Source organism: Microbacterium sp. GXS0129 (genome assembly GCF_044769785.1).
In the GTDB taxonomy this organism is placed as follows: Bacteria; Actinomycetota; Actinomycetes; order Actinomycetales; family Microbacteriaceae; genus Microbacterium; species Microbacterium nymphoidis.
In genome coordinates, this window is record NZ_JBIZVZ010000002.1 from 257,696 (window position 1) to 275,331 (window position 17,636).

The following is a 17,636-nucleotide window of genomic DNA, read 5'->3' on the forward strand; positions in this document are numbered from 1 at the left end:
CGCCCTCGCTGTGACTCCGCCCCGGACCGGCCCCTCAGTCCAGGAGGGCCTGTGCCAGAGCCGGGAGCACCTCACCGGTCGCGCCGTCCAGCTTCAGAGACGCGCGGTCGTCCCACCGCGTCCGACCGCGATTCACGATGACCAGCGGCAGGTTCCGCCGTCGCGCGCGCTCCAGCAGACGCGTCGCCGAGTTGACCACGAGGGAGGAGCCGGCCACCAGCACGGCATCCGCAGCAGCCACGATCCCCGCGGCGAGGCGGAACGTCTCGGCGGGGACGAACTCTCCGAAGAACACCACATCCGGACGGAGGAGCCCGCCGCACACCGTGCAGTCCGGGACCACGAAGTCGGTGGTGTCAGTCGGGATGGCATCGCCGTCTGGTCCGAGCGTGACGTTCGTGCTCGCGTCGAAGAACGGATTGTCACGAAGAATGCGCGCTGACACCGCGCGGCGATCGAACACCTGGCCGCAGGTGAGGCATCGCACGCGGCGACCGGTCCCGTGTAGTTCCACGACGCGACGACTTCCCGCCGCCTGGTGCAATCCGTCGACGTTCTGCGTCACCACACCGGTGGCGAGTCCGTCGTTCTCCAGACGGGCGACCGCACGGTGACCGGCGTTCGGTGAGCGGGTGGAGAAGTCCTTCCAGCCCAGTTCGCCTCCGGCCCAGTAGCGACGGCGATCCGCATCGTCCTGAGCGAGGAATCGTTCGTGAGTCATCGGCGTGCGTACCGGAGCGCCTTCACCGCGATAGTCGGGGATTCCCGACTCCGTGGAGATGCCGGCTCCCGTGATGATCGCGATGCGGTGGCCGGCGAGGAGGTCGGCCGCGCGGAAGATGTCGGCGACCGAGAAGGAAGCAGCGTTCACATCTTCAGCCTAGGCGCGTAGATCCGGCACGCGGCGGTTGCAGCGTTACCCGTGCGATGACGAGTGAGGCCGTGAGCGAACATCGCCCACGGCCTCACTGCTCATCCGTCACGCGTCACGACCTCGCCGAGCCGTCTCCGTCCTGGATGCGCGTCTGATCGGGCGAGGCTGGAGGCTGCTGCGCCGACTGGTCTGGCGCGTTCGGTGATGCCGGCTGCGGGGCAGGCGGGGCGGGCTGTGCCGGGGAACCGGAAGGCGCGGGGTGGGCTGGGAACCCGCCCGGCACCGGCGGAACCGGAGGCGCCTGCGGGGCGGCCTGCACCGGGTACGCCGGGGGAGCGCCGTACGGAGCCTGAGCAGGGTGCTGTCCGGCCGCCGGGTAAGCCTGTGAAGCCGGCTGGCCCTGCGAAGCGGGGTAGCCCTGCGAAGCGGGGTAACCCGGTGAAGCCGGCTGAGCCTGCGGAGGTGCGTAGCCGGGGCCGGCCTGCTGCGCCGGTGCTGGATATCCCTGCTGTGCCGGTGTGGGGTATCCCTGCTGTGCCGGTGTGGGGTATCCCTGCTGCGCCGGTGTGGGGTATCCCTGCTGCGCCGGGGCCGGGTATCCCTGCTGCGCCGGGTACGGCTGCGATGCGGGAGCGGCGTACCCCTGCTGGGGTGACTGGCCGTGTGCCGACGGGTAGCCGGGCTGAGCGTACGTCGCGGGTGGCGTGGCGTTCGCGGCGTCGTCCCGAGGCTGGAACGCGCGGATGATCAGCGGGATCACCGTGAGCACGACCGCGATGAGCGCGGTCGCTCCCGCGACGCGCCACCACCAGTCCGGATATTCGGGGGCCGGGAAGGCGGCCGGAATCGCGAGCACCAGCGCCGTGAGCCAGCCGAAGGCGATGGCTCCGTAGCCGGCGATCCGCGACACCTGCGGTGTCGTCGGCCTGCGGGTGAACGGCACGTAGAGCTGAGTGACGCCGAGGGCCGCACGCAGGAGGAGCAGCACGCCCAGCAGGCGGAACATCTGCACGGACCAGACGACCTCGTCAGCCGTGTCGGCCGGCTGACCCCATCCATTCCAGATCTTGAGAAGACCGATGGCGATGATCACCACGTTGACCACGGTGGAGGCGCCCAGGTACCAGGGATCCTTGCCACGAGTGATGGCCGTGTCGATCAAGACCGCGCCCGCGAACGCTCCGACGAGCAGCAGAGTGAGCCAGGCCCTGCCCGCCACGTTCGACTGATCGCCGACGATGATGAAGAAGCCGCCGAGCAGCGCTGCGGCAACGAGCATGCCGATGGCCAGCCACATCGCGATCCGGCTCACGTTGAGACCAGCGGCGGGGCGCGCTTCGGCCGGAGCGCCCGGCTGTTGTGAATGAGACATGAACTCCCCCTTCTGAGTGAGCCCACAGTACCGCGAGGCGCTCCGGTATGCCCGGCGTCGCTCTCCGTGTGGACACCGCGTCGCCGCACCTGTGGACAACCTGCGCGATGATGGAGCGATGCCCGTGCACGAGCGCTTCGACCCCGCAGATCCCCGACTGGCGCCACTGCGATCGATGACCGACGCCGCCCATCGTCGCGCAGCAGACGCCGCTCACGGCACGTACGTCGCGGAGTCGCTGCCGGTGCTGGAACGCGCGATCTCCGCCGGCCATCGCGTGCGAACGATGCTGATCGCGCCGCGGTGGCTTGAGCAGATCCAGCACCTCGCGGCGCCGGACGTCGACGTCTTCGTGGGCGCGCCGCACCTCTTGGCCGCTGTGACGGGGTTCGACATGCATCGCGGCGTGATCGCCGTGGTGGAGCGTCCCGCTCCGCGTGCGCTGGACACGCTTCTGGACGGCCGGCCGCTCGTCGTGCTGGAGAACATCACCGACCAGGCGAACATCGGTGCGATCTTCCGGAACGCGGCGGCGCTCGGTGCCGCCGGCGTGGTCCTGACGCCCACCACGGGCGATCCGCTCTACCGGCGCAGCATCCGCGTGAGCATGGGAACCGTGTTCCAGGTGCCGTGGGCGCGCGCGTCGTCATGGCGGGGGCTGCTCGAAGCGCTCGCCGCTGCGGGCTATACGACCGCGGCGCTGGCTCTCGACCCCCGCGCGGTCGAACTGCAGGACTACCGCCCCGCGGGGCCGGTGGCCCTCGTGCTGGGAGCTGAGGGCCCGGGGCTCGCATCCGAGATCATCGACGCAGCGGACGACGTCGTTATGATCCCGATGACGGCCGGTGTCGACTCGCTGAACGTCGCCGCCACGAGCGCCATCGCACTGTGGCACCTGGTGGGCGCGCGCGACTAAGCGCGCTCAGTCGGGGCTGTCGCCGAGGAGGCTCACCGGGAGCGGCTCCGGACGCTTCGCGGAGATGGTGTCGCCGGAGGACTGGTGCCGAAGACGCCGCAGCACCCAGGGAACCAGGTGCTCTCGCGCCCAGGAGATGTCGCCGACCCGCGCTTCGCGCCAGGTCCGGGGAACGATCGCGTCTGGCTGCATGGGAACGAGATCGTTCGGCACATTCAGGGCACGCAGCACCATCCGGGCCACTTCGTGATGGCCCAGCGGGTTCATGTGGAGGCGGTCCTCCGCGAAGAACCGGGGGTCCTGGACCTCTTTGAGCGCCCACTGGTCCGCCACGATGCAGTCGTACTTCTCGGCGACCGCCCGGATGTTCTCGTTGTAGATCGCGATCTTCCCGCGGAACGGGCGGAACACCGGCGTGAAGGTGACGTCGATGCCGGTGAACACCACGATCGTGGCGCCGTCGCGACTGAGCCGTGCAACCGATTCGTCGAAGAGCTCCGCGATGTGGTCGGGGTCGGTTCCCGGACGGATGACGTCGTTGCCGCCCGCGCAGAAGGTGATGAGGTCCGGCTTCAGTTCGAGGGCCGCGTCGATCTGCTCGTCCATGATCTGCTGGATGAGCTTGCCGCGGACGGCAAGGTTGGCGTACGCGAAGTCTTCTGTGCCGGTTCCGAGGACCTCCGCGACCCGGTCGGCCCACCCCCGCAGACCGTTGGGAGCCGAGGGCTCCGGGTCTCCGACGCCCTCGGTGAAGGAGTCCCCGATGGCCACATAACGGCGCCAGGGGTGCGGGCCGTCGTTGTCGCGGGCGGTGTGCGGCGGGTTCTGCCGCACGTCGTCCTGCTCGTCGCGCTTCGTCATGATCGCCTGCTTTCCGCGTCGGGCCACGCCCACCGGCGGGGCACCCGGAAGCATAACAGCGGCATCCGAGGGTGTCGTCCGAGTCCCGGGGAGCAGTGTCGGTGGAGGCGACTATCCTTGACCGAGTGCTGTCACCGTCCTATCCGCAGAGAGCCCCGTGGGGTACCGCGGGAAAGCTCCGAGCGTGGCAGCAGGAAGCCCTGGAACAGTACTTCGCCCAGGACAAGCGCGATTTCCTCGTGGCCGCGACCCCCGGCGCAGGAAAGACGACTTTCGCGCTGACACTGGCCCAGGAACTCCTGCGCACCGGTGTGGTCGAGAAGATGATCGTGGTGGCACCCACCGAGCATCTGAAGACCCAGTGGGCCGATGCCGCAGCTCGCCTGCACATCCGTCTCGATCCGGTGTTCCGCAACTCTCATGTGGCTCCCGCGCGCTATTACCATGGCGTCGTCGTCACCTATGCGCAGGTGGCCGCACGTGCATCCGTGCACCGTCGTCTGACGCAGTCTGCACGCACGCTGGTGGTCCTGGACGAGGTCCACCACGGCGGCGACGCGCTCAGCTGGGGGGACGCGATCCGTGAGGCGTACGGCCCCGCGACCCGCCGGCTCTCCCTCTCCGGCACACCGTTCCGTTCCGACACCGCGTCCATTCCGTTCGTGGAGTACCACCCCGATGAGTCGGGGGGACGAGTGTCCACGACCGACTACAACTACGGTTACGGTCGCGCCCTCGCGGATGGCGTCGTCCGCCCGGTGCTGTTCCACGTGTACGCGGGCACCATGCGGTGGCAGACCAGTATGGGCGACGAGCTGGAGGCGAACCTCGGGCAGGAGAACACCAAGGACGTCAATGCCCAGGCATGGCGTACCGCCTTGGATCCCGAGGGCGAGTGGATGCAGGTGGTCCTGCGATCCGCGAACGACCGGCTGACCGAGATCCGCAAGCACGTGCCGGATGCCGGCGGGCTGGTGATCGCCACGGATCAGACCGTCGCGCGCGCGTACGCGAAGCTGCTGCACGGTATCAGCGGCGAGCACCCCACCATCGTCCTCAGCGACGAGAGCGATGCGTCGGCACGGATCGAGAAGTTCGCCGAGTCGACGAGCAGGTGGATGGTCGCCGTCCGCATGGTGTCGGAGGGCGTTGACGTGCCGCGCCTCGCCGTGGGCGTGTACGCCACCTCGTCCTCCACGCCGCTGTTCTTCGCCCAGGCGATCGGACGCTTCGTGCGCGCTCGCCGTCGTGGCGAGGCCGCGAGTGTCTTCCTGCCGAATGTGCCGCCCCTGATGAAGCTGGCCAACGAGATGGAGAAGCAGCGCGATCATGCGCTGGACCGGCAGACCAAGGATGAAGACGGGCTGGAGGACTCGCTGCTGGATGCGGCGAACCGCGAGGAGAAGGCGGAAGACGCTCTCACCGAGGAATTCCAGTACCAGCCGATCGCCTCGACGGCGCATTTCGATTCGATCGTTTTCGAAGGGCAGCAGTTCGGCCAGCTCGCCGAGCCTGGAACGGCCGAAGAGCTGGAGTTCATCGGCCTTCCGGGGCTTCTCGAACCCGAGCACGTCCACGAGCTGCTCATGCAGCACCAGGCGAAACAGGCCAAGCATCGCGAGGCCCGCGAGGCCCGCGAGAAGTCCAGCGGGGAGCGGGAGACCTCTCTTCCCGAACCGCTGCACCGCACCCTCCGCGAGCAGCGTCAGTTGCTGAACACGCTCGTCGGACTCTATGCGCGCCAGAGCGGGGAGCCCCATGGGGTGGTCCACGCTCAGCTCCGGCGAGAATGCGGCGGTCCGGCGGTCGGTACCGCAACGGTGGCGCAGTTGCAGAAGCGCATCGAGGTCATTCGGCGCCGGGTGCGTTCCTGATGATGTGGCCGCCGTTCGGCGGCCCGAAATGCTGGTAATCCGCGAGATTCCGCGGTTTCCGGGCGCGCCGACATCTACGGTGGAAGCTGCCGTCCCGAGGAGAACGATGTCTGCGCCTGCCCCCGCCGCCCCTGCCCCCACCGACGCCGACCGACGCCGCTGGGCGAAGTACCTGGCCGACGAGCGTGCCGAAGCACACGTCTACCGTCGTCTCGCCGAACGCAAGACGGGGGAGGAGCGCGACATCCTGCTGGCCCTCGCCGATGCCGAGGGACGTCATGAGTCGCACTGGCTGGCCCTCCTCGGTGGAGAGCCTGCGCGACTGCCGCGCGCGGGCGTGCGCACTCGCCTGCTCGGGTGGATGGCCGGCAACTTCGGTTCGATCTTCACGCTCGCTCTTGCGCAGCAGGCCGAGGCTCGCTCGCCGTACGCGGATGAGGAGTTCGCGACAGCGGCGATGGCGGCCGATGAGAAGGTCCATCATGAGGTCGTCCGCGGCCTCGCTGCGCGGGGGCGTCGCCGTCTGGCGGGCACGTTCCGTGCGGCGGTTTTCGGCGCGAACGATGGCCTCGTCAGCAACCTGGCCCTCATCATGGGTATCGGCGCGACCGGTGTCGCCCCGCAGTTCGTCCTCTTCAGTGGTCTCGCCGGTCTGCTCGCGGGTGCGCTGTCGATGGGGGCGGGCGAGTTCGTCTCGGTGCGCTCCCAGCGTGAGCTTCTGGATGCCACACAGCCCAGCGATCTGGGCGATGACGCCTATCTCGACCTGGATCTCGACGCCAACGAAGTGGCGCTCATCTATCGCACTCGGGGGATTCCCGAGGACGAGGCCATGGCGCGGGCGCGTAGTGTGCTCGAAGCCTCGCACGCGGGCACCAAACCCCAGCGAGAGGTGCAGGAGGATGACGAAGTGGTCGGCTCTGCATGGGGCGCGGCGATCTCGAGCTTCCTCTTCTTCGCCTCCGGCGCGGTGATTCCCGTGCTGCCCTGGCTTTTCGGCGCGACGGGGCTGCTGGCCGTCGTGATCGCTCTGGTGCTGGTGGGCATCGCGCTCATGTCGACCGGGGCGATGGTCGGGATCCTCTCCGGGGCGTCCCCGCTGCGTCGCGCTCTGCGCCAGCTCCTGATTGGCTTCGGCGCCGCGGCCGTCACCTACGTGCTCGGCCTGGTGTTCAACGTCTCCGTCGCCTGAGAACGTCGCGCCGCACGAGAACGTCTCCGTCGGGGGAGATCCTTCGCCGTCATCCGGGATGCTTCCCCCGGAGGTGACCACCCGCCGGACGCTGGAGGTCATCACGTCCTCACGCCGGTGTCAACCCGGTTGCGTGCCGCGTCGCGCCCGGGTGAGCGTGGGGGAGTCGGCGCATCCGCGTCGACGATCGACGAAAGGACGCCCCATGGCTATCGGAGACAAGGCACAGCACAAGGCTGAGGAGCTCGCCGGGAAGGCCAAGCACGCCGCTGGCAAGGTGACCGGTAACGAGGACCTGGAGGCCCGCGGCTTCGCCGAGGAGCAGAACGCCAAGCTCAAGCAGGGTGTCGACAAGGCACACGACGCGGCTGAGCACGCGAAGGACGAGATCGAGGACCGTCTCGACCGTCAGTGACCAGGCCCATGGCACCTCGGGGACGCGGAGTCAACCCCCTCCGCCCCGGGTGCGCATGACCATAGCGTGAAGGCCCGGTCGCACCCGCGACCACGGAAGGAGTCCCTCATGAACATCCTGTTCATCGTGATCGTGGTTATCGCGATCGTGCTCGCCATCACGGGCGGACTGGTGCAGTCCCTGAACTTCCTGCTCTGGGTTGGACTGGTGCTGCTGGTACTGGCCGTGATCGCCTGGCTGATCCGGTCGCTGACAGGGCGCAAGGCGCCCTGATCGGTTCCGGCGGGGCGCAGAAGCGAACCCGCCGGTGGGTGTGAACGAGCGGTGCCGGTGCCGCGGACAGACGTCCGCGACACCGGCACCGCTGGTGTCAGGGCTGATAAGGCGAGTAGGGCGACCCGGGAGAGCCGCGCATCGCCAGGTCTGAGTCGGCACCCGCCATGATGCCGTCACCGTCGGAATCATCGATGGGTGTGATGAAACCGCCGCCGAGCTGATCGAGATCAGCGCGCCCGATTTCGTACAGGTCCAGATGCGATCCGTCGCTCATCGGATCGTTGCTGTCCGGGAGAGAATCGCCATCGAGGTTGCGCTGCAGGAGGAACTCGGGACGCAAGACCCCCGAATCGGGAGCGGTCTCGAGATCATCGAGCAAACCGTTCGTGCCGAACGACAGCGTCGCATCGAACACGCCATTGTGGTCTGTATCGAACGCATCGATCTGCGCACGGGTGAACGGACGGCCCTCCATGAGGTCGAGCACGCCGTCGTTCTCAGAATCGAGATCGAGGTAGCTGGGCACTCCGTCGCCGAGGACGGGCAGGATGAGGATGTCGCCGTCGTGATCGTCGTCGCCGAACACGCCGTTGTGGCTCACGTCCTCCTCGGTGTCGAGGATTCCGTCGTTGTCCGAATCCAGATCGCACCGGTCGACCACGCCGTCGGCGTCGGTATCCCGGGTAAGCGACTTGTCGTTCACCACGAAGCACACCCTCGGGTCGGCCTGGAGTGTCGCAGTGGCGCTGTTGTTCGTCACGGGAGTCTCGCCCCCGCCGGTCCCGGCATCCACGACGGTGGCCGCTACGCCCGGGGCCCCGGTGTTCCCCTCGATTGGGGTCACGACGAAGCTGATGCGCAGGGTCTGCCCGGGCGCGAGCACCACAGCGGCGATCACGCGGAACGGATCCGTCATCGTGCCGGTTCCCGAGATCATGACCTGGTCGTTGATCACGGCGTAGACCGCGCCGTCCACCTGGGCGGTGGTCTGACCAGGGTCGAAATCGGTGTGGAAGCCCGGCGCACCGGGCATCTCGACGGCGAAGGCGATGGTGCCGCTCGTGTGGACCTCACCCACATTCGTGATCTCGACCACGACGTCCGTCGCCGTCTGCAGCGCCCGGTCCGGAACGATCACGTTCGGCGTGAGGTCGGGTGCCAGCGTCGGCGTTGGTGTGGGTGTGGGTGTGGGGCTGACAGTGGGCGTGGGCGTCGGCGTCGGCGTGGGGCTGATGGTGGGCGTCGGTGTTGGCGTTGGGCTGACGGTCGGCGTCGGGCTGACTGTGGGCGTCGGCGTCGGCGTCGGGCTGACTGTGGGCGTCGGCGTCGGCGTCGGGCTGACTGTGGGCGTCGGCGTCGGGCTGACTGTGGGCAGCGGCGACGGACTCGCGGTGGGTATCGGCGACGGACTCGCCGACGGCGTTGAACACGGCCCCGCGGCGTTTGCGGCCGGCCCTGTCATGACGATGCCGCTGACGGCGAAGCCCAGCACGAGCACCGTGCCCGCGGCGAGGACGGCGGATCTGCTCCGCGTCCGCGAGACCATCAGCGCGATACCGCCGACGATGAGAACAAGAGCGATGATGCCCCACGGAAGTGCGCTGTCGGAACCGGTGCTCGCGAGCACGCAGTCGTCAGTAACCATAGATTCCCCAATCCCCCCGGCTACTACTCGGATTGTCGAAGAGTACGGCATGAACGCGACTTTGCCTGCATCCCGCGGATGCCGGCCGACCCGCGCACCGGCTCCTGCGCTGCTACGGTGACTGAGTGACGCGGAGATATTCAGAGGTCGATGTCTTCTCCCCGGTGGCATTCCTCGGCAACCCGGTGGCGGTCGTGCACGACGCCGAGGGTCTGACCTCAGAGCAGATGCAGCGCTTCGCGAAGTGGACCAACCTCGCCGAGACGACATTCCTGCTCCCACCGACCACAGCGGCTGCGGACTACCGCGTTCGCATCTTCTCTGCCACGCAGGAGTTCCCGTTCGCGGGGCATCCGACGCTCGGGTCGGCGCTCGCGTGGCTGCGAGCCGGTGGCGTTCCACAACGTCCGGGCGAGGTCGTGCAGGAGTGTGGCGCGGGACTGGTGCGAGTGCGCGTCGACGAACAGATGCTGGCCTTCGAGGCACCGCCGCTCACGCGGTTCGAACCAGTGGGGGAGCCGGAGCTGGAACAGGTCGCGGGAGCGCTGGGCATCCAACGGTCCCGGATCGTGGATGCATCCTGGCTGGTGAACGGGCCCGGGTGGATCGGTGTGCGGCTCGCGAACGCCGCGGAGGTGCTGGCGCTTCGCCCGGATCCCGCTGGTCTCGGCTCTCTCTGCATCGGTGTCGTCGGCGAGCACGCACCCGGCCACGATGCTCGCTTCGAGGTTCGCGCGTTTCTCGGCGACGATCCGGTCTGGGAGGACCCGATCACCGGCAGCCTGAACGCTGGACTCGCTCACTGGCTGCGCGAGTCCGGGGAACCGGTCGGCGGCGGCTACACCGCGGCGCAGGGTACGGCGATCGGTCACGAGGGACGCGTCACGGTGAGCTACGAGGGCGATCGGATCTGGATCGGCGGACACGCGGTCGTCTGCGTCCACGGAGAAGTCACTCTGTGAACGACACATCCAGGCAAGCGGGTACTGCTCTGGACAGGTCATCCTGTGAACGACACATCCAGGCAAACGGGCACTGCCCTGGACCGGCGGACAAGGCTCGCGTGCGTCGACGGACAGGTCATCCTGTGAACGACACATCCAGGCAAACGGGCACTGCCCTGGACCGGCGGACAAGGCTCGCGTGCGTCGACGGACAGGTCATCCTGTGAACGACACATCCAGGCAAACGGGCACTGCCCTGGACCGGCGGACAAGGCTCGCGTGCGTCGACGGACAGGTCATCCTGTGAATGAGACATCCTGGCGAGAGGGAGCGGCGACATGCTGGTGAAGACCACGTACCGCACGGTGCGGGAGGAGGGCGTCGTCCCGGCGTCGCCCGTGGAGGTCTGGCGGGTTCTGACCGACCCGGCCGCCATGGTGGCCGTTGATGATCATCCCGTCGACATCGTCGAGCCAAGCGGTGATCCGGCGCTGGCGGGGTCGCGATGGGTGGAGGTGCACGAGCCGTCCTGCGGCAGCGATCGAGTTCCTGTCCGGGTGGCGGAATCCGAGACCGCAGTCCGGCAGGTGCTTCAGCTCTGGCAGCGCGGGATCCGGATGACTATCGACCGCCGCCTGGAGCACATCGCTCCCGATTCGACGCGCGTGATCGTGACCACCAGCTATCGGCCGTCGCTCGCCGGGCGTGTGGGACAACAGGTGCTGCCCTGGTTGCTGCTCGCTATCGGTGTGATGCCGAAGCTCGCCGCGGACGACGACGACTCCTGGTTTGATCGTCTGGGATCGTCCGCGCGTTCGGCCCCGGACACGCGCGCCTGACAAGTCGCCGCAGTTCAGCGATCGGTCTCGTCTTCGTGCCGGACCGTCCGCAGTGGCGAGAAGAGCACGATCGCCGCTGCCAGGATGAACACGAGCGCACCGATGCCGATCGTCGCCGCGAAGCCCAGCAGCGTCATCAGAACGCCGGTCGCGAGAGCCCCGAAGAAGAACACGACGCGATTGGCCGTGCGGATCGTGGCGTTCATCCGGCCCTGGATCTCGTCGGGCGCGATGGCCTGTCGGTAGGAGATGTCGTTGGTGTCCTCGATGCCCATCGCGAGCGACGAGAGGAACAGTGCACCGGCAGCCACCGGCAAGCCGAGACGGAGATCCATTGTCGCGGACAGGGGGAGGAGCGCGAGCGCCAGCCAGGGCAGCACGATGAGCGCTCGGCCGCACAGAATCGCCCGCCCGGCACCGAGGACCGCCCCGAGGCGCGGTGCAAGGAGAGCGCCGAGGAAGCCACCGACGCCGCCGGCCGCGAGAACGAGACCGAACCCCCAGTCCGGCAGTCCGAGGTGGCGCAGGGCGTACACGCCGAATGTCGTGGTCACGATGCTGTTCCCGAGAAACCAGACGTGCACGGAGAGCGCGAGCGGGCGAAGCGTGCGGTGCCGGTAGGTGAAGCGCACCCCGCCGGCGATGTCGTGGCCCACGTGCCTGCCCGCTTCGCGCCGTGCCGGACGCGGCTCGTGCACCCGGATCCGCGACTGGAGGACGGCTGCGACAACGTTGACGAGGCCGTCCAGGGCGAACAGCCAGGACGGACCGATCACGCTCAGCAGGAGGCCGCCCAGTGCGGGTCCGGCGGTCTCCGCCACGGTGTTGCTCTGTCCCACGCGCGCATTCGCAACCACGAGCGATGCCCGTGGGACGATGCGGGGAAGGAGCGGCTGGGCGGCTGGGCGGCTGGGCGGCTGAGTCAGTGAACAGTGTGAGGACGCCCAGGGCAAGGGACACGGCTGCCATGGTCCAGATATTCAGTGCGCCGGTGAGGATCAGCACCGGAACGGCGCCGAGGACGACTGCTCGACCCAGGGTCGTGACCACGAGGGTGCGCTGGCGTCGCCAGCGATCCATGAGCGCACCGATGATCAATCCGAGGAACAGGTAGGGCACCACGCCGAGCGCCGTCAGCACGCCGATCTCGCCAGGGCTCGCATGCAGCACGGTGACGATGAGGACCTGGAAGCCGACGCCCGCCACGGCCCCGCCGAATGCCCGAAGGGTGGTGGCGCCCCAGAAGAACGCGAACGGGGGATCGCGCAGCACCTCGGGTCTTCGCTTCGCCGCCTCGCGCATCCTCCGAGGCTATCGGTCGCCGTGTATGTCGCCGCCCGCTGGAAGGTGCACACCACGTCGCGTTCACCGGCGCGGGATGCGATGTCCATCTCTGCGAGCGGCATCGCAAAACTCCAGAAAGAGAAAGAGCCCCGGAGGTCTGATCACTCAGAATCTCCGGGGCTCATCACGTGCGCGAAGGGGGACTTGAACCCCCACGCCCTATCGGGCACTAGCACCTCAAGCTAGCGCGTCTACCTATTCCGCCACCCGCGCGTGATGTTTTGTTGCTGTCTTCCCGATCCGTTTCCGGCCCGTTCCGACAAGATACGACTTTAGCACGACTGTTCGTGACGTCGCGAACACGGGGCGACCTCGGGCGTGCCGTACCGTGGAACCATGGCCCAGGATGAGACTCCCGAGGTCGCGCGCATCGCCGCCGATCTGATCCGATTCGACACCAGCAACTACGGCGAGGGGCGCGCCAACGGCGAGCGCGAAGCAGCCGAGTACGTGGTCGCCTACCTCGGTGCACTGGGGTTGCAGACCGAGACGTACGAGTCGGCGCCCGGTCGCACCAGCGTGATGACCCGCATCGCCGGCCGCGATGCGTCCAAGCCCGCCCTCGTGCTGCACGGGCACCTCGACGTGGTGCCGGCCGTCGCCGCTGACTGGAGTGTCGACCCGTTCGCCGGCGAGATCCGCGACGGGCTCCTGTGGGGCCGCGGTGCCGTCGACATGAAGGGCATGGACGCCATGATCCTCACCGCGGTCGCCGAGCTGGTCCGCGCGGGCGAGCAGCCGGAGCGCGACCTCATCGTCGTGTTCTTCGCCGACGAGGAGGCCGGCGGCGAGTACGGGTCTGCCCGGGTGGTGGAGGAGCGTCCCGAGTGGTTCGATGGCGCCACCGAGGCGATCAGCGAGGTCGGCGGGTACTCCGTCGACGTGGCAGGACAGCGGTCGTACCTGTTGCAGGTGGGGGAGAAGGCCCTGCTGTGGCTGCGCCTCAGCGCATCCGGAACCGCAGGGCACGGCAGTGGCTACCACCGTGACAACGCCGTGACGAAGCTGGCGCGCGCGGTCGCACTCCTCGGCGAACGCGACTGGCCGGTGGTGCTCACCGACACCACGCGCGAGCTGGTCGCTCGGATCCGCGAGATCGCCGGTGCGGACACTACCGACCCCGACGAGCTCGCTGCGTTCGCGGGGGCTGCCCAGCGGTTCCTGCGTTCGTCCTGGCGCACCACCACGAATCCCACGGGTCTCACCGCCGGCTACAAGCACAACGTGATCCCCGACCACGCGGAAGCGCTCATCGACGTTCGCGTGCTTCCCGGCACGGAGGAGCAGTTCCTCGTGGAGCTGCGCGAACTGCTGGGGGAGGACATCACCGTCGAGACCGTCGTGGGGGACGTCGGGCTGGAGACGCCGTTCGAGGGAGAGCTCGTCGAGGCGATGGTCGCGGTGCTCGGCCGGCACGATCCGGGAGCCCCCGTCCTGCCGTACCTCCTTTCCGGTGGCACCGACAACAAGGCGCTGGGCCGGCTCGGCATCACCGGATACGGTTTCGCCCCGTTGCGCCTCCCTGCCGATCTGGACTTCACGGGTATGTTCCATGGAGTCGATGAGCGAGTGCCTGTCGACTCACTCGTGTTCGGTCAGCAAGTGCTGATCGACCTTCTGCGGAGCTACTGATACATGCACGTTCTCGAGGCGATCATCCTGGGCATCGTCCAGGGTCTCACCGAGTTCCTACCCATCTCCTCCAGCGCACACCTGCGCGTCGTGGGGCTCATGCTGCCCGGTGGAGCCGACCCGGGTGCGACGTTCACGGCCGTGACCCAGCTCGGAACCGAGCTGGCTGTCATCATTTTCTTCTGGCGCACGATCGTGCGCATCATCTCGCGATGGGCGCAATCGCTTACCGGGAAGGTGGCGCGCAACGATCCGGATGCCCGCATGGGATGGCTGGTGATCATCGGCACCATTCCGATCGGTGTGGTCGGCTTCCTGGCGCAGGAGCAGATCCGCGGGCCGTTCCGCAACCTGTGGCTGGTGGCCGGCGTGCTCATCGTCTTCGGTCTGATCCTCGGACTTGCGGACTATCTCGGCAAGAAGAACCGCGAGCTGCAGGATCTGACCTACCCGAGCGGTCTGGCGTTCGGTCTCGCCCAGGTGCTCGCCCTCATCCCGGGCGTCTCCCGCTCCGGGGCGACCACGACGATGGGGCTGGCGCTCGGCTTCTCCCGCACGGCCGCGGCCGAGTACTCCTTCCTGCTGGCCATTCCGGCCGTCTTCGGGTCAGGCCTGTACGAGCTGTACAAGAGCTTTGACGAGACCGGCCAGACGTATTCCATGGGCGACACGGCCATCGCGACCGTGGTGGCTTTCGTGGTCGGCATCCTCGTGATCAAGTACCTGATGCAGTACCTCAAGAAGGGCAGCTTCCTGCCGTTCGTGATCTACCGCGTCGTGCTCGGGGTCGTGCTCATGATCCTGCTCGGGTTCGGAGTGATCCCCGCGATATCGGCCTGATCCTCTCGGCTCGATGGCCCGCGACGTCACGGACGCTGCGGGCCATCGCCGTCTCGGCGCAGATAGCGCTCGAACTCGCGGGCGAGCGCATCGCCCGTGGCCTCGGGGGAGTCCCACTCGTCCCGGGCGCGCTCCAGCTCGCTCACGTAGGCCGCGAGTTCCTCGTCTTCCGCAACGGCCGCATCCACCGCGGCCTCCCATCGACGCCCCTCGGCTTCGAGGGACCCGTGCGACGGCTCGGTACCGGTGATCTCCCCGATCGCAGAGATGAGGGCGAGCGCTCCCAGGGGGCTGGGGCCCTGTCCCGCGGTGTAATGGGGCAGGCTCGCCCAGAGGCTCAGGCCGGGAACGCCGACCTTCTCCATCGCGAGCGACAGCACCGACAGGATGCCAACGGGACCCTCGTACTGCGAGCGTTCGAAGCCGGATTCGCCGCGTATGTCGGCGTTGTCGCTGGAGGCATGGACCGGCACCTTCCGCGTGTGCGGCACGTCGGACATCATGCCGCCGAGGGTCACGAAGCCCGTCACGTCCGCGGCCAGCGCCTGATCGACGATCTCGGAGGCAAACCCCTGCCACGCCCGAGCGGGCTCGGTACCCGAGAGCAGCCAGACCTCGGGCGTCGCAGCGCCCACCGGGCGCCAGAGGGACGCTCCCGGCCAGGTGAGCGTGCGCTCACCCGTGGCGCCGTAAGAGATGGCGGGACGGGTGTACTGGTAGTCGAAGTAGAGCTCGGGGTCCACCGACCAGACCTTCTCGTACGACCCGGCTTCCCGGAGTGCGGTCAGCGCGCTCGTGGCCGCTTCGCCCGCGTCGTTCCAGCCGTCGAACGCGGCGACGAGGATCCGTGATCCGAGCCCGTGGAGAGGGCGATGCCTGTTCGTCATCGCTCCAGCTTAGGCAGGTGCCGGGCGGCCGGGGCGGCAGCGGCTAGGCTGGTGCGGTGACTGCGCCCTCTCTCTCCGCTGTGCTCTGGGATATGGACGGAACCATCGTCGACACCGAACCGCTCTGGATGGCGGCGGAGACGGCACTTGTGGAATCGTTCGGGGGCAGCTGGGATCACGAACAGGCGCTCCAGCTCGTGGGCATGGGACTGGACACCTCGGCCCGCATTCTCCAGGACGCCGGTGTGCGCATGTCGGAGGACGCGATCATCGATCACCTCACCGACGCCGTGATGTCGCAGCTGAGCCAGGGGCACGTGGTGTACCGGCCCGGCGCTCGCGAGCTGCTCGCCGCGAATCGCGCCGCAGGCCTCCGCAATGCACTGGTCACGATGTCGCACCGGCGCATGGCGCTGGTCGTCGCGGGCCTGCTCCCCGAGAACACCTTCGATCTGGTGGTCGGGGGAGACGAGGTCGCCCGGCCCAAGCCGTTCCCCGATCCCTACCTTCAGGCCGCAGACGCTCTCGGCGTCGCCCCGAAGGAAGCCGTGGTGATCGAGGATTCCCCGGGCGGCACCCGCTCGGGTGTCGCTGCGGGAATCGCCACGATCGGCGTTCCCCACATGGTTCCCCTGGAGGGGCTCGGCGCCACCGTGCTCTGGCCCACTCTCGCTGACCGCACCCCGGATGATCTCCGCGGTGTGCACGAAAGGTTCACCCGATGACTTCCGCACGCCCCACCGGTCCCTTCCGCCTCGGCGACCGGGTGCAGCTGACCGGCCCGAAGAACCGGATGCACACGGTCACGCTCAAGGAGGGCGGCGAGCTCCACACCCACCACGGTGTGCTGGCGCACAAGGACCTCGTCGGCCTGCCGGACGGGTCCGTCGTGCTCAACAGCAACGGGCACGAGTATCTGGCGCTGCGCCCGCTGCTGCGCGACTTCGTGATGTCGATGCCGCGCGGCGCCGCCATCGTCTATCCGAAGGACTCTGCACAGATCGTGTCGCAGGCCGACATCTTCCCGGGCGCTGTCGTGGTCGAGGCCGGAGTCGGCTCCGGGGCGCTCTCGCTGTCCCTGCTGCGCGCGATCGGCGCGGAAGGCCGCCTGTACTCGTTCGAGCGCCGCGAGGAGTTCGCCGAGGTCGCCCGTGCGAACGGGGAGACCTTCTTCGGGGCGGTGCCCGAGAACTGGTCGATCACGCTCGGAGACCTCGCGGAGGCGCTGCCGGAGACGGTGTCCTCGGGCTCCGTCGACCGCGTCGTGCTCGACATGCTGGCGCCGTGGGACTGCATGGATGCCGTCGCCGATGCCCTCGCACCCGGCGGCGTGGTGATCTGCTACGTCGCCACCGCCACCCAGCTGTCGCGCGTGGCCGAGTACATCCGCGGCATGGGCGTCTTCACCGACCCGGAGGCCAGCGAGACGATGGTGCGCGGCTGGCACGTCGAGGGGCTCGCCGTGCGACCCGATCACCGCATGATCGCCCACACGGGCTTCCTGCTGACGGCGCGCCGCCTGGCGCCCGGCACGGTCGCACCCGAGGTCCGCCGCCGGGCCTCCAAGTCGAGTTATTCCGATGAGGACGTCGAACTGTGGACGCCGGGAGCCGTGGGAGACCGCTCCATCACCGACAAGAATCTCCGCAAGCGCGTGCGCGAAGCGGAGAAGGGCGCCGCCGGAGCGCGCATCGCGCGCGGGGACGCGTCCGGCGAAGCCTGAAC

The 17,636-nt window shown here is 68.4% G+C and carries 17 protein-coding genes, 1 tRNA gene and 1 pseudogene; 11 read left to right on the forward strand and 8 right to left on the reverse strand.

The annotated features are described in order from the left end of the window. Nucleotides 1-34: 34 nt before the first annotated feature. Nucleotides 35-871 (reverse strand): Sir2 family NAD-dependent protein deacetylase, encoded by an 837-nt coding sequence (locus tag ACIQJ5_RS07605; protein ID WP_231090101.1) that lies wholly within the window; start codon nucleotides 869-871, stop codon nucleotides 35-37. A 115-nt stretch (nucleotides 872-986) separates the two neighbouring features. After that, complete coding sequence (locus ACIQJ5_RS07610; protein WP_402842535.1) at nucleotides 987-2,246, reverse strand: hypothetical protein; 1,260 nt, start codon at nucleotides 2,244-2,246, stop codon at nucleotides 987-989. A 118-nt stretch (nucleotides 2,247-2,364) separates the two neighbouring features. On the opposite strand from ACIQJ5_RS07610, the gene ACIQJ5_RS07615 reads away from it, so the two are divergent. Beyond that, nucleotides 2,365-3,162 carry a TrmH family RNA methyltransferase gene (locus tag ACIQJ5_RS07615; RefSeq protein ID WP_402842538.1) on the forward strand — a complete coding sequence of 266 codons (798 nt, stop codon included), beginning with the start codon at nucleotides 2,365-2,367 and terminating at the stop codon, nucleotides 3,160-3,162. A gap of 6 nt (nucleotides 3,163-3,168) precedes the next feature. Here the strand turns inward: ACIQJ5_RS07615 and ACIQJ5_RS07620 are convergent, their stop codons facing one another. Continuing rightward, nucleotides 3,169-4,023: an SGNH/GDSL hydrolase family protein gene (locus ACIQJ5_RS07620; protein WP_402842540.1), complete on the reverse strand. Its 855-nt coding sequence runs from the start codon at nucleotides 4,021-4,023 to the stop codon at nucleotides 3,169-3,171. A 125-nt stretch (nucleotides 4,024-4,148) separates the two neighbouring features. Between ACIQJ5_RS07620 and ACIQJ5_RS07625 the strand changes: the two genes are divergently transcribed. The 4 genes from ACIQJ5_RS07625 to ACIQJ5_RS07640 all read left to right on the forward strand — a co-directional run bounded on the left by ACIQJ5_RS07625 (nucleotide 4,149) and on the right by ACIQJ5_RS07640 (nucleotide 7,777). Then, nucleotides 4,149-5,897 (forward strand): DEAD/DEAH box helicase, encoded by a 1,749-nt coding sequence (locus ACIQJ5_RS07625; protein ID WP_402842543.1) that lies wholly within the window; start codon nucleotides 4,149-4,151, stop codon nucleotides 5,895-5,897. 106 nt (nucleotides 5,898-6,003) lie between these two features. Then, complete coding sequence (locus ACIQJ5_RS07630; protein ID WP_231090114.1) at nucleotides 6,004-7,089, forward strand: VIT1/CCC1 family protein; 1,086 nt, start codon at nucleotides 6,004-6,006, stop codon at nucleotides 7,087-7,089. A gap of 205 nt (nucleotides 7,090-7,294) precedes the next feature. Beyond that, nucleotides 7,295-7,504: a CsbD family protein gene (locus ACIQJ5_RS07635; protein WP_231090120.1), complete on the forward strand. Its 210-nt coding sequence runs from the start codon at nucleotides 7,295-7,297 to the stop codon at nucleotides 7,502-7,504. A gap of 108 nt (nucleotides 7,505-7,612) precedes the next feature. Beyond that, nucleotides 7,613-7,777, forward strand: coding sequence for a hypothetical protein (locus ACIQJ5_RS07640; protein WP_231090121.1), 165 nt, complete (start codon nucleotides 7,613-7,615; stop codon nucleotides 7,775-7,777). A gap of 97 nt (nucleotides 7,778-7,874) precedes the next feature. Here the strand turns inward: ACIQJ5_RS07640 and ACIQJ5_RS07645 are convergent, their stop codons facing one another. Further along, on the reverse strand, nucleotides 7,875-9,425 hold the full coding sequence (locus ACIQJ5_RS07645; RefSeq protein ID WP_402842548.1) for a thrombospondin type 3 repeat-containing protein: 1,551 nt from the start codon (nucleotides 9,423-9,425) through the stop codon (nucleotides 7,875-7,877). 125 nt (nucleotides 9,426-9,550) lie between these two features. Here ACIQJ5_RS07645 and ACIQJ5_RS07650 point away from each other — a divergent pair, with 125 nt between their 5' ends. Beyond that, nucleotides 9,551-10,387 carry a PhzF family phenazine biosynthesis protein gene (locus ACIQJ5_RS07650; RefSeq protein WP_402842551.1) on the forward strand — a complete coding sequence of 279 codons (837 nt, stop codon included), beginning with the start codon at nucleotides 9,551-9,553 and terminating at the stop codon, nucleotides 10,385-10,387. Nucleotides 10,388-10,707: 320 nt separating this feature from the next. Further along, a complete protein-coding gene (locus ACIQJ5_RS07655; RefSeq protein WP_402842553.1) occupies nucleotides 10,708-11,208 on the forward strand; it encodes an SRPBCC family protein in 501 nt (166 codons plus the stop codon). A gap of 14 nt (nucleotides 11,209-11,222) precedes the next feature. On the opposite strand, the gene ACIQJ5_RS07660 is transcribed toward ACIQJ5_RS07655, so the two are convergent. The 3 genes and pseudogenes from ACIQJ5_RS07660 to ACIQJ5_RS07670 form a co-directional block, all read right to left on the reverse strand. Next, nucleotides 11,223-12,065, reverse strand: coding sequence for an MFS transporter (locus ACIQJ5_RS07660; RefSeq protein ID WP_402842555.1), 843 nt, complete (start codon nucleotides 12,063-12,065; stop codon nucleotides 11,223-11,225). Nucleotides 12,066-12,126: 61 nt separating this feature from the next. Continuing rightward, a pseudogene (locus ACIQJ5_RS07665) lies at nucleotides 12,127-12,510 on the reverse strand (MFS transporter); the annotation flags it as partial. A gap of 171 nt (nucleotides 12,511-12,681) precedes the next feature. After that, a tRNA-Leu gene (locus ACIQJ5_RS07670) sits at nucleotides 12,682-12,765 on the reverse strand. Between the two features lie 123 nt (nucleotides 12,766-12,888). Between ACIQJ5_RS07670 and ACIQJ5_RS07675 the strand changes: the two genes are divergently transcribed. Together ACIQJ5_RS07675 and ACIQJ5_RS07680 are read left to right on the forward strand one after the other, a co-directional pair. After that, a complete protein-coding gene (locus ACIQJ5_RS07675; protein ID WP_402842558.1) occupies nucleotides 12,889-14,184 on the forward strand; it encodes a M20/M25/M40 family metallo-hydrolase in 1,296 nt (431 codons plus the stop codon). 3 nt (nucleotides 14,185-14,187) lie between these two features. After that, nucleotides 14,188-15,024, forward strand: coding sequence for an undecaprenyl-diphosphate phosphatase (locus ACIQJ5_RS07680; protein ID WP_402842561.1), 837 nt, complete (start codon nucleotides 14,188-14,190; stop codon nucleotides 15,022-15,024). A gap of 26 nt (nucleotides 15,025-15,050) precedes the next feature. Here ACIQJ5_RS07680 and ACIQJ5_RS07685 read toward each other — a convergent pair whose 3' ends face one another. Continuing rightward, the gene (locus ACIQJ5_RS07685; protein WP_231090127.1) at nucleotides 15,051-15,911 is read right to left on the reverse strand and encodes a PAC2 family protein; all 861 of its coding nucleotides are present in this window, start codon (nucleotides 15,909-15,911) and stop codon (nucleotides 15,051-15,053) included. Between the two features lie 56 nt (nucleotides 15,912-15,967). Between ACIQJ5_RS07685 and ACIQJ5_RS07690 the strand changes: the two genes are divergently transcribed. Further along, nucleotides 15,968-16,636, forward strand: a complete 669-nt coding sequence (locus ACIQJ5_RS07690) for an HAD family phosphatase (protein ID WP_231090128.1) — start codon at nucleotides 15,968-15,970, stop codon at nucleotides 16,634-16,636. Continuing rightward, nucleotides 16,633-17,634 carry a tRNA (adenine-N1)-methyltransferase gene (locus tag ACIQJ5_RS07695; protein WP_402842565.1) on the forward strand — a complete coding sequence of 334 codons (1,002 nt, stop codon included), beginning with the start codon at nucleotides 16,633-16,635 and terminating at the stop codon, nucleotides 17,632-17,634. Before ACIQJ5_RS07690 ends, ACIQJ5_RS07695 begins: the two co-directional genes overlap by 4 nt. Nucleotides 17,635-17,636: the final 2 nt, after the last annotated feature.